Origin of the sequence: Deinococcus metallilatus, from assembly GCF_004758605.1 — a bacterium.
Lineage (GTDB): Bacteria > Deinococcota > Deinococci > Deinococcales > Deinococcaceae > Deinococcus > Deinococcus metallilatus.
On record NZ_CP038512.1, the window covers coordinates 317,501 to 327,500 of the forward strand.

Here is a 10,000-nt window from a genome sequence, read left to right on the forward strand (position 1 = left end):
CAGGGTGTCCCCGAACTCGTAGTTTTTCAGCTCGCCGGTCATCTCGACACCCGAGGCGTACTCGCGGGTGTCGTGGGCGCCCGCGCTGCTCCTCCCCAGACCGCCCATCAGGTCGCGCAGGCTCTTGTAGCCCAGGAAGTCGATGCTCTTGTCGGTGAGCTGGAACTTGGCCTCGCCGCTCTGGCCCTGGCCGCCCTGCCCCTCTTCCTGATCGTCGAATTCCTTGCGGATGAAGCCGTCCTGCTGGAGCTTGTCCATCAGGCGCTCGATCTGCTGGCCCAGGCGGGTTTCGCGCACGTCGTCCGCCTGCATGGCCTCCATCAGCATGTCCTCGGGGAGCATGCCCCGTTCGGCGAGGGCTTCCAGAATCGCGTCGAACAGGTCGTTCATGCTGGGCCGCGCGTCCGGGTCGGGGTCGTAGGGATCGTTCATGCCCTTGCCCAGCAGGGCTTCCTGAATCATCTGCATCAGCTCGCTGGAATCGAGCTGGTCGAGTTCGCCCTCGAACTTGCTGTACCGCGTGACACGCGCCATGACTGGACCTCCGTTCCGTTCAGCATGGCGCGCGGCCAAGCAGACATTTGTGACCTCGGATGTTTCCGCGCCCCGTAGAATCGCGCGTGTGTCCTCTCACGCGCGCGGCCTCCTGCTTCTCGTTCTGGTGACGGCCCTGTGGGGCAGCACCTTCGCCGTCGTGAAGGAACTGGGCGAACTGCTGCCGCCCAGCGTGCTGATCGCGTGGCGGTTCCTGATTGCGAGTGCCGCGCTGCTGCCCGTGCTGGCCCTCACGCGGCGCACCGCGCAGGTCCCGGCCCCGCAGCCACCCCGCCCCCTCTGGCGCGACGGCCTGATCCTGGGCGCGTGGCTGATCGCCGGGTACGGCACGCAGACCATCGCCCTTCAGACCACTGGGGCGAACCGCGCGGCCTTTTTCACGGCGCTCAGCGTGGTGCTGGTGCCCGTCTGGCTGACTTTCGCCCAGCGCCGCCCGCTGCCGCTCGCGCTGTGGCTGGCCCTGCCGCTGGCGGTGGCGGGCCTCGCGCTGCTCTCGTGGGAGGGCGGGGCGCTGGTGGTGGGGGACGCCTGGGCGCTGGCGTGCGCGGTGACCTACGCCGGGTTCATCGTCGCGCTGGAACGCACCGCCACCCGGCACGAGGCCCTGCGCTTCACGTTCGCGCAACTCGCCGCCGTCACCCTGCTCGCCTGGGTCTGGGCCGGGCTGGCCGCCCCGGCGCAGCTCTGGCCGCCCGCTGCGGCCTGGGGACCGCTGCTGTACCTGGGGATTGCCGCCACCGCCCTCACCACCCTGCTCCAGACGGTCGGGCAACGCTCGGTCAGCGCCGCCGAGGCCAGCCTGATCTACGCGCTGGAACCGGTGACGGCGGCACTCTTCAGCTTCCTGCTGATCGGGGAGCGGGTGGGACTGCGGGGAACACTGGGCGGCCTGCTGGTGGTGGGCGCGACGGTGCTGAGCCAGCGCGCGGGGGGCGAACCCCATTCCGAAACCCCCACGCCGCAGGTCGAGGGCTGAGCTGCCTTCCGCCCTGAGCGGCGGGTTGCAGCAGGCGGACTTGTTGCCTTGGTGGGGTGGTGCAAGGCGTGGTTCCCACCCCTCAGAGTTGGAAAGCTGCGAAGTCCAGGGATGAAGGCGAAGCCGGGGAAGCTTGGGCCGCCGACAGAGAGTCAGCGCCGCGGGTGTGCCTGGTCCGGCAGGATCAGGAGTTGCAGGGCCGGGCTGGCCTGCCACAGGTTCATCAGACTGCCTTTCAGGACCGAGCCCTGCACGGCCGTATACAGGACCGGCGGCAGGCTGGTGGACGGGTAGACGCCGGTGCGGCCCTCCGGTCCGATCCGCAGGCCGATGGGAAAGCCCAGGGTCAGGGCCACCACCAGCACGCCCCCCAGCGTGAAGCCGCCCAGCGCCCCGGCGACCGGGTGCCAGAGACGGTCAGGGGCGCCGCGCAGTTGCCGCCGGATGACGAAGGCGAGCGCGGCCCCCAGCAGGAGCGCGAGGGCGGTCGCGGCGATGGCGTCCCGGCCCAGCAGGTTTGCCAGGAAACACGCGGCCACGCCGCCCAGGCCCCACGCCAGTCCTGCCAGGCCGCGCCGCGCGCCGAGCGCCGTCACGACGGCCCAGGCGGTCACGAGAAGCGCGTCGAACCAGGTAATCACGGCGGACAGTCTACCTGGCAAGCTCTTACAAAACTCATGGAGGCGGCGCTTGGGGAAGGATGGTGGGAGGCGCCGCCGTCTTTGGCCCATATCCGACTAGACTGGGGGCATGATTCGCGTTCTCCTGGTCGATGACCATGCCCTGTTCCGGCAGGGGCTGCGGAGCCTGCTGGAGTCCGAGGGTATGCGCGTGATCGGTGAGGCCGCCAACGGGCGTGAGGCGATCCGCTACGCGGCCGACACCCATCCCGACGTGATCCTGATGGACATCCAGATGCCCGACCTCGACGGCGTCAAGGCCACCCAGAGCATTCTGGAGATCGATCCCAAAGCCCGCGTCATCATGATCACCATGTACCGCCAGGACCGCTACGTGTTCGAGGCGGTCAAGGCCGGGGCGCGCGGCTACGTCCTGAAGGACGCCGACGCTGGCACCCTGCTCGACGCGATCCGGCGGGTGGCGGGGGGCGAGGCGCTGCTCGACGCCGATATGGCCCAGAACGTCCTCGACGACTTCCGCGACAAGCGCGAGGAACTGCCCAGCGAGAAGCACGCCGACCTGAACGAGCGTGAAACGATGATCCTCAAGCTGCTCGCCCAGGGCTTTTCCAATCAGGACATCGCGCTGCGGCTCGACATCAGCGAGAAGACCGTCCGCAACCGCCTCTCCGAGATCTTTACCAAGCTGCAACTGAACAACCGCACCCAGGCGGCGCTCTACGCGATCCGCGAGGGCATCGCCAATCTGGAATAAGGCGTGTGGCTTGTGGCCTGTCGCTTGTAGAAAAGACAACTGCTCTCCATGCCCCGACCCCGCCCCGCCAAGCCTGCCCCCGCTGCCTCACCCGTGACCTTCCGGGCGGGGTGCGGCCGGGAGTGGCCGGTCGTCTCCCTTGAAGCGGACCTCGCCTACACCGAGCAGGCCTTCCCCGAGTGCCCCGTCTGCCCGCACCGGGTCGAGCCGGAGGGCGGGCCGCCCTTCTGTACGCTGCGCCCCGCCGGGTCGGCCCACCCCTTCGCGGTCCTGGCGGGCCTGGACCTGCCCGAGTGAGGTTCGACCTGGCCGCCGACCTGCGCTCGCGTGGGTACGTGGGTGAGGTGGGCGTGCTGATCACGGACCTCGCGGGACGCGAACTGTACGCACTCCATCCCGCCCGCCTCTTCCCGGCGGCCAGCACCATCAAGGTGCCCCTGCTGCTGCTGGCGCTGGGGGAGGCGCAGGCGGGGCGCCTGGACCTGCGGGAGCGGGTGACGGTGCGGGCGGAGGACCGGGTGCCGGGCGCGGGCGTGTTGCACGAACTGGGGCCGGGCCTGACCCCGACCTGGGAGGACCTGCTCACCCTGATGATCGTGGTCAGCGACAACACCGCCACCAATCTGGTGATCGAACGGCTGGGCATGGAGCGCGTGAACGCCTGGCTGGGGGAGCGGGGCATGATCGGCACCCGGCTGATCGGCCCCCTGCAACTGCCCCCCGAGCGCCAGAACGAGGCGCAGCGCCGGGGCGAACGCAACCGCACGTCCGCCCGCGATCAGGTGGCCCTGCTGGGGGCGCTGGTCCGGGGAGAGGTGCTCGATCAGGCGCACACGGCCCTGGCCCTCTCGATCCTGGGGCGGCAGCAGCTCAGGGACCTCCTGGGACGGCATGTGCCGCGCGGTGTGGACGGCGAACTGCTCTACCGCGTGGCGAGCAAGAGCGGGGAGCTGCTGGGCATTCACCACGATGTGGGCGTCCTGTTCACGCCGCGCCCGCTGGTGGCTGCCGTGCTGTCGGAAGGCGGCCTCGACCCGCGCGAGCATCCCGGCAACCGTGACGTGACGGTGCTGGCCGCGGCCCTGTGGCCCCTGCTGGCGGCGCTGGGCGGGACGGTGGCAGGTGCCGCGCCCGGGGACATTTAACCGCGCGGTCAGGACTACGCTGAGCGGGCAGAAGTCCGGCGTTTTTCGCCGTACAGCACGGCGGAGCACGGCTGGGGTGCGTGCTATGCTGGGCGCCATCCGGCTGCCTTAAGAGTTCTCAGGGAAGGCCAGCAGCCACTTCAAGCGCGAGGAGAAGGAACGTGGAGAGAAACGACGCTGTCATGCCCTGGGTCGCCATCGTGTGTGCGGCCATTATGTGGATTATCCTGCTGTTCCTGTTCAACAAGGAAACGGCCCCCGAACCCGTGGTGGTGGACCCCGCCGTGGTCGCCAGCATCAACCAGCAGTGGCCGACGCTCGGCCATCAGGTCTTTACCTCGGCCGGGTGCATAGGCTGTCACGGCGCGCAGGGCCAGGGCGGCGCCGGTCCCAAGCTCGCGGGCGACGAGAAGATTCTCAAGGACCCGGTCTACGTTCACACCATCGTCACCAAGGGCAAGGGCGGGATGCCCGCTTTTGGCGACAAGCTCTCCGAGGAGCAGATCTACGCGGTAGCGAACTACGTGCTGCACTCCTGGGGCAACAGCATTCCCGAGCCGCTGACACCCGCCACCGTCGCCGCCGGGCAGACCAAGGTGGACCCGGCCGTCTTGAAAAACCGCTCGCGCTTCGTCCCCGAGGACATCAAGCTCCCCGAGATCTTCCTGGCGACCTTCGTGATGGTGCTGCTCACCTACGGGTTGATCGGCCTGTACAGCGTGTGGGCGGAAGGCACCGAACTGCACCCCGGCATCCACAAGGCGCGTTCCACGCCGCTCGCCATGACCGCGATGGTGGTCACGCTGCTCCTGGGCCTGCTCTTCAGCGCACTGTTCGTGCGGCAGATGGTGGCCGACTACGCCGCCTGGGGCAACAAGGAACTGCCCAGCGTGACGACCGAGGGCTTCTACGCCGCGATGATCCTCTTCACCATCGCCATCGCCACCGGCCTGTACAAGAAGTTCTTCATGGACGACGAGGTGCTCGTCGAGGACGCCAGCGGCGAATTCCCCTGGTAATGCCTGCCGCGACACAAGGGAGACACTGAACGATGACCCGTTACAAGAGACAAGACCCCGAGATCACGCGCCGCAAGTTCATCAACGTGGCGGTGGGCACGACCGCCGCCGTGGGTGGGGTGAGCCTGCTCAGCACGCTCGGCACTGCCAACCCGGTGTTCATCCTCACCCCCGACAAGATGCCGCCCCTCAAGGGAGACATCCTGGTGCATGCCGGGGGCGATACCGAGGGCCAGCCGGTCAGGATCAGCGAGCTGAGCACCAAGCTGGTGCGCGCCTGGCCGATGGGCAAGGACAAGCAGGGCCAGAGCGTCATCCGCAAGGGCGACCCCAACAACCTGCTGGTGGTGTACCGCTTCCCCCAGGGGCAGCTCGTCCCGCCCACCAACATCCAGGCCACCATTGAGGGCCAGACCGTGGCGTACAGCGATATCTGCACCCACGCGGGCTGCTCGGTCGGGGACAATGATCAGGGCCCCGGCATGAAGTGTCCCTGCCACTCCGGGCAGTACGACCCCACGCACGGCTGCATCGTGATCGGCGGGCCGCCCCCCCGCAAGCTGGCGCAGCTCCCCATCGCGGCCCAGGGGGAGAACATCGTGGTGACGGACTTCTTCCTGACGATGCCCTACCCCTACATCCATGAATCGGAATGGGAAGCGTTCAAGAAGACCGTGGAGGAGCAACTGACATGAACCAGTGGTTAGATGAGCGTCTGCACCTCTCGCGCCTGAACGACAAGTTCCTGCGCAAGGCCTTCCCCGTTCACCACAGCTTCTTCCTGGGGGAGATCACGCTGTTCAGCCTGATCATCCTGATCCTGACGGGCATCCTGCTCGCCCTCGCCTACGAGCCGAGCAACAGCATGATCGTCAACTCCTTCGATCCGGGCACGGCCGACAAGCCGAACCTGATCCCGGCGGCCTACCACTCGGCCCTGAAGATCAACGCCATGCCCTTCGGGGACATGCTGCGCCGCATCCACCACTGGACCGCCAACATCATGATCGCGGCGGCCGTGGTCCACATGATGCGGATCTACTTCACGGGGGCCTTCAAGAAGCCGCGCGAGATCAACTGGTGGATCGGGCTGCTGCTGCTGATCTTCGCGGTGTTCACGGCGGTGACCGGCTACGCGCTGCCCTACGACAACTACGCCTACAACACCCTCAAGGTGATCTACGGGATCGTCGCCTCGATTCCCTGGGTGGGCGAATGGGTTTCGCAGGCCGCCTTCGCGGGCCGCTTCCCCGGTGAAGGCATCATCCCGCGTGTCTACGGCTACCACATCATGCTGCTGCCCGCCATCCTGATTGCCCTGACCGGCGCGCACCTGCTGATCATGATCAAGCAGAAGCACACGCAGCCGCAGTACGCCAAGCGCATCGCCTACAAGAAGATCGTCGGTGTGCCGCTGCTGACCCAGCAGACGCCGATCATGCTGCTGCTGGCGCTCCTGTTCGCGGCGATCATCGTGCTGTTCAGCGCCTTTATCCCGGTCCACCCGGTCGAGTTCTTCGGGCCGCCCAGCACCACGCCGATCAACAACATCAAGCCCGACTGGTACCTGCTGTGGGTGTTCGGCGCGCTGGCGATCATCCCCAGCTTCGAGTTCAACTTCCTGGGGGGTGTGATCGGGTCCGAGTTCACGGGCGCCATGATCCTGCCCACGATCATCGTCCTGGCGCTGTTCGCGGTGCCGATGCTCGACCGCAGCCGCGAGAACATGTACTACGCGGAAAACCCCACCAACCACCCGGTGCGCCTGGCGGCGGGCATCGCCTTCCTGGCCCTCCTGATCGTGTGGTCGGTGGCGGGGTATAAGCCGGAACTGATCAGCGCGAACATCCTGACCACTGCGAACGCCAACACCATCCTCTGGATCGCCACCTTCCTGGTGCCCGCCCTGGCCTACTTCGCCACCCTGGGGATCGTGCGCGGCATCCGTGCCCTGCGCGAGAGTGACGAGCGCGACCGCGCGGCCTTCTCCCACGCCGACGACTGAACGCCTTTTTCCAGAAGACGCTTCCCTCCACAAGACCCCGGTCCGTCACCGGGGTTTTTTCTATGCTGGGGCAGTGAATGATGACCTCGCGCTGTATCTGGCCCGGCAGGCCCGGTCCCTCGGTCTGGATGCCCTGACCCTGGAGGAAGCCGATCCGGAGACGCTGCGTGCTTTTGCGGGGGCGGTCCTGACAGAGCTGGCCGCCCTCGGCCTGGTCCCCGGTGAAGCCGAGGTCGGCTGCTGGGCGGCCCCTCGCCCGGCGGGCCACTGAGCCGGGTCAGGGCAGACGCGCCCGCAGCAGGTCGAAGGTTCCCTCCAGCCTGTACGCTCCGGCAGCGGCGGGAAGGACCGCCGACTCCAGCGCCTTCAGGTGCAGGGTTTCCCCTCCAGCGGTGAGCCGGGCTTCTCCCACCGTCACGGTCAGGGCATGGAAACTCTCGCCGCGCGTGTCCCCGTGCAGCGCCGTGTCGCCGCCCGTCAACCGCTCCAGCACGAAGTACGGGCAGCGGGTCAGTTCCGACACGTCGCCGGGTTGCCCCGGGGCCGTGGACACAGGGGCGGCCTGGGCGGTGGTGGTCACCTCGGCGCTTTCGTGCAGGTGCAGCGCCCGGCCCGCGCTGGCTGGGCGGTCCCAGTCGTACACCCGGTAGGTGAGGTCGCTGGTCTGCTGCACCTCGTACAGCAGCAGTCCCGGCCCGAGCGCGTGCAGTGTCCCGGCGGGCATCATGACGGTGTCCCCGGCCTGCACGCGGTGGCGCTGGGCATGGTCCATCACCCGGCCGGACAGGATCGCTTCCCGCAGGGTGTCTGGCAGAGTGCCGGGGCGCACGCCCGCGATCAGTTCCGCGCCGGGGGCCGCGTCCAGCAGGTACCACGCTTCCGTCTTGCCGAGCTGCCCCTTACCGGCCAGCGCGCGGGCCTGGGCATCGTCCGGATGAACCTGCACGCTCAGCCACTGGGCACAGTCGAGGAGCTTGATCAGCAGCGGGAAACGGCGGCCCTGGGCGCGGCTCCCGAGCAACTCGCGCGGATACGCCTCGCTCAGGTCCGCCAGGGTGCGTCCGGCATACGGGCCGCCCTGCACCGGGTTTTCCTCGTAGACGGCCCAGACTTCCCCGACCGGCGAGGACGCACCGGGGCGCAGGCGTGTGCCGCCCCAGACACGCTCTGAGAACCGGGGCTGGAGCAGAAGGGGTGCAGTCAGAACCATGTCCCCATCATGCCGAATCCGGGTCCGGCGTGAGGGGGACATGCCTTGAAGCGTCTGGGGCCTTGAAGGGTTTGGGGAGGGTCAGGCCTGAACGCGGCCGGGACGGAACGGGGAGGTCCCCGCCTCGCCCTGCCTGGCCCCGGCGGCGTAGCCCACCTGCGCGCCGAACTGCCACGCGAGCTTGATCATGAACTGGATGGCTTCCTCGTCGTGCGTCTGGATCAGGGCATGCAGGTGTTCGGGAAGGCCTTCAGGAAGTGGCATGGCCTTGAGCTGCTCGCCATACTCCGCGCGGAGCTGCTCGAACCACTCGGCGTAGGGATTGGTCATGCTCCAATCTTAACATTGACGCACTCAAGGAATGTAAGCCGAAGTGGCGACCCGGATGCGGGGATCGGCGGCATAACGGACGGCACTTTGCTGGCCGGGCACTTTTTTCTTTCCCCAATGGTGTTACGCTTCACGCATGACGGCGACCCTCAACCCGGAAACCAGTGGTGACCTGCCCACCCAGGACCTCCGCATCAGTGAATTCGGCGCGCAGAAGGCCCTGGCGATCCTGGCCCAGAGCGGCAAGGAAAACGCGGGCGTGCGCGTCTTTATCAAGAGTGGCGGATGCAGCGGCTACCAGTACGGCATGGCGATTGACGACCGCGAACTCGAAGGCGACACCATCGTGGTGGACCGGGGCGTGAAGCTGCTGGTCGACCGCATGAGTTTCCCGCTGCTGCGCGGCAGCGAGGTGGACTTCGTCGAGAACATGATGGGCGGCGGCTTCACGGTGCATAACCCCAATGCCACCAGCTCCTGCGGCTGCGGCCACTCCTTCCGCACGGACGGTGCCCAGTCTCCGGACGGGCAGGGCAGCGGCGGCTGCGGCAGTCACTGAACTTCTTCTCCTCTCGGCCACCCGGTACAGTTCGCCGGGTGGTTTTCTTCTGCCCCCCGGCTCTCTGCTCTATGCTGCATTCATGATCGTGCTCGGCGTGGACCCCGGACTGGCGAACCTCGGCCTGGGGCTGGTGGAGGGGGACGTGCGGAAGGCCCGGCACCTGTACCACGTCTGCCTGACCACCGAGAGCGCCTGGGTGATGCCGCGCCGCCTGCAGTACATCCACGCGGAAGTCACGCGGCTGCTTGGCGAGTACCGGCCGGACGCGGTGGCCATCGAGGACCAGATTCTGCGGCGTCAGGCGGACGTGGCCTTCAAGGTCGGGCAGGCGTTCGGGGTGGTGCAGCTCGCCTGCGCCCAGGCAGGGGTGCCGATCCACGCTTACGGCCCGATGCAGGTCAAGCGTTCGCTGGTGGGCACCGGCCGTGCCGAGAAGGAACAGGTCATCTACATGGTGAAGGCCACGCTGGGCATCCGCGAACTCTTCAACAACCACGCCGCCGACGCGCTCGCCCTGGCGCTGACCCACCTGGCCCATCAGCCGATGCTGACGGCGGCCCGCCTCGCCCGCACCTGAGCCTGTCCCGTGCCGCTGGCCCTGGTGTCGTCGGTCGTTCTCACGTTCGGGTGGCTGTGGTTCTTCGTGCGGCGCGACCGTCACCCCGAACCGGCCTGGCTGCTCGCGCGCACCTTCGGGTGGGGACTGGTGGCCTGGGCGGTGTCCGCCGCCTTCGAGGGCAGCTTTGACCGCCTGCCTTTCCCCCTGCTGGTGATGCTGCTGACCGCGGTCGTCGAGGAGAGCA

15 protein-coding genes (2 of these 15 cut by a window edge) are annotated in these 10,000 nt (G+C 67.8%); 11 read left to right on the forward strand and 4 right to left on the reverse strand.

Annotation, left to right across the window (positions count from 1 at the left end; translation table 11 throughout):
- Positions 1-534 carry the 5' end (the start) of a vWA domain-containing protein gene (locus E5F05_RS07440; RefSeq protein WP_129118006.1) on the reverse strand. The gene continues 681 nt to the left of window position 1, outside the view, so only the first 534 of its 1,215 coding nucleotides appear in the window; the start codon lies at positions 532-534; the stop codon falls past the left edge of the window.
- Positions 535-622: 88 nt separating this feature from the next.
- Here E5F05_RS07440 and E5F05_RS07445 point away from each other — a divergent pair, with 88 nt between their 5' ends.
- Positions 623-1,531: a DMT family transporter gene (locus E5F05_RS07445; protein WP_129118007.1), complete on the forward strand. Its 909-nt coding sequence runs from the start codon at positions 623-625 to the stop codon at positions 1,529-1,531.
- Positions 1,532-1,683: 152 nt separating this feature from the next.
- On the opposite strand, the gene E5F05_RS07450 is transcribed toward E5F05_RS07445, so the two are convergent.
- Entirely contained in the window at positions 1,684-2,172 is a 489-nt protein-coding gene (locus E5F05_RS07450; protein WP_129118008.1) for a hypothetical protein, read from the reverse strand.
- A 109-nt stretch (positions 2,173-2,281) separates the two neighbouring features.
- On the opposite strand from E5F05_RS07450, the gene E5F05_RS07455 reads away from it, so the two are divergent.
- The 7 genes from E5F05_RS07455 (at position 2,282) to E5F05_RS07485 (ending at position 7,366) form a co-directional block, all read left to right on the forward strand.
- Positions 2,282-2,926 (forward strand): response regulator transcription factor, encoded by a 645-nt coding sequence (locus tag E5F05_RS07455; RefSeq protein ID WP_129118009.1) that lies wholly within the window; start codon positions 2,282-2,284, stop codon positions 2,924-2,926.
- 48 nt (positions 2,927-2,974) lie between these two features.
- Positions 2,975-3,223, forward strand: a complete 249-nt coding sequence (locus E5F05_RS07460) for a hypothetical protein (protein ID WP_129118010.1) — start codon at positions 2,975-2,977, stop codon at positions 3,221-3,223.
- Positions 3,220-4,071 carry a serine hydrolase gene (locus tag E5F05_RS07465; protein ID WP_241687080.1) on the forward strand — a complete coding sequence of 284 codons (852 nt, stop codon included), beginning with the start codon at positions 3,220-3,222 and terminating at the stop codon, positions 4,069-4,071. The genes E5F05_RS07460 and E5F05_RS07465 overlap by 4 nt, the downstream gene beginning before the upstream one ends.
- A gap of 161 nt (positions 4,072-4,232) precedes the next feature.
- Positions 4,233-5,090, forward strand: coding sequence for a c-type cytochrome (locus tag E5F05_RS07470; protein WP_129118011.1), 858 nt, complete (start codon positions 4,233-4,235; stop codon positions 5,088-5,090).
- Positions 5,091-5,122: 32 nt separating this feature from the next.
- Complete coding sequence (locus tag E5F05_RS07475; protein WP_129118012.1) at positions 5,123-5,785, forward strand: QcrA and Rieske domain-containing protein; 663 nt, start codon at positions 5,123-5,125, stop codon at positions 5,783-5,785.
- A complete protein-coding gene (locus E5F05_RS07480) occupies positions 5,782-7,095 on the forward strand; it encodes a cytochrome b (protein ID WP_129118013.1) in 1,314 nt (437 codons plus the stop codon). Before E5F05_RS07475 ends, E5F05_RS07480 begins: the two co-directional genes overlap by 4 nt.
- A 73-nt stretch (positions 7,096-7,168) precedes the next feature.
- Complete coding sequence (locus E5F05_RS07485; RefSeq protein ID WP_129118014.1) at positions 7,169-7,366, forward strand: hypothetical protein; 198 nt, start codon at positions 7,169-7,171, stop codon at positions 7,364-7,366.
- Between the two features lie 6 nt (positions 7,367-7,372).
- Here E5F05_RS07485 and E5F05_RS07490 read toward each other — a convergent pair whose 3' ends face one another.
- Positions 7,373-8,305: a type I phosphomannose isomerase catalytic subunit gene (locus tag E5F05_RS07490; protein WP_129118015.1), complete on the reverse strand. Its 933-nt coding sequence runs from the start codon at positions 8,303-8,305 to the stop codon at positions 7,373-7,375.
- Between the two features lie 81 nt (positions 8,306-8,386).
- On the reverse strand, positions 8,387-8,635 hold the full coding sequence (locus E5F05_RS07495) for a DdrH (protein WP_129118016.1): 249 nt from the start codon (positions 8,633-8,635) through the stop codon (positions 8,387-8,389).
- A gap of 136 nt (positions 8,636-8,771) precedes the next feature.
- On the opposite strand from E5F05_RS07495, the gene E5F05_RS07500 reads away from it, so the two are divergent.
- The 3 genes from E5F05_RS07500 to E5F05_RS07510 form a co-directional block, all read left to right on the forward strand.
- On the forward strand, positions 8,772-9,194 hold the full coding sequence (locus tag E5F05_RS07500) for a HesB/IscA family protein (RefSeq protein WP_129118017.1): 423 nt from the start codon (positions 8,772-8,774) through the stop codon (positions 9,192-9,194).
- Between the two features lie 82 nt (positions 9,195-9,276).
- Positions 9,277-9,774, forward strand: coding sequence for a crossover junction endodeoxyribonuclease RuvC (ruvC, locus tag E5F05_RS07505; protein ID WP_129118018.1), 498 nt, complete (start codon positions 9,277-9,279; stop codon positions 9,772-9,774).
- Between the two features lie 9 nt (positions 9,775-9,783).
- On the forward strand, positions 9,784-10,000 hold the beginning of the coding sequence (locus E5F05_RS07510; protein ID WP_129118019.1) for a PrsW family intramembrane metalloprotease. It continues 428 nt past the right edge of the window; only the first 217 of its 645 coding nucleotides appear in the window; it begins with the start codon at positions 9,784-9,786; the stop codon falls past the right edge of the window.

Coding starts and splice junctions, on each gene's coding strand:
- E5F05_RS07455 (WP_129118009.1), top strand. CDS start 2,282: ATGATTCGCGTTCTCCTGGTCGATGACCATGCCCTGTTCCGGCAGGGG.
- E5F05_RS07460 (WP_129118010.1), top strand. CDS start 2,975: ATGCCCCGACCCCGCCCCGCCAAGCCTGCCCCCGCTGCCTCACCCGTG.
- E5F05_RS07475 (WP_129118012.1), top strand. CDS start 5,123: ATGACCCGTTACAAGAGACAAGACCCCGAGATCACGCGCCGCAAGTTC.
- E5F05_RS07480 (WP_129118013.1), top strand. CDS start 5,782: ATGAACCAGTGGTTAGATGAGCGTCTGCACCTCTCGCGCCTGAACGAC.
- E5F05_RS07490 (WP_129118015.1), bottom strand. CDS start 8,305: ATGGTTCTGACTGCACCCCTTCTGCTCCAGCCCCGGTTCTCAGAGCGT.
- E5F05_RS07495 (WP_129118016.1), bottom strand. CDS start 8,635: ATGACCAATCCCTACGCCGAGTGGTTCGAGCAGCTCCGCGCGGAGTAT.
- E5F05_RS07500 (WP_129118017.1), top strand. CDS start 8,772: ATGACGGCGACCCTCAACCCGGAAACCAGTGGTGACCTGCCCACCCAG.
- ruvC (WP_129118018.1), top strand. CDS start 9,277: ATGATCGTGCTCGGCGTGGACCCCGGACTGGCGAACCTCGGCCTGGGG.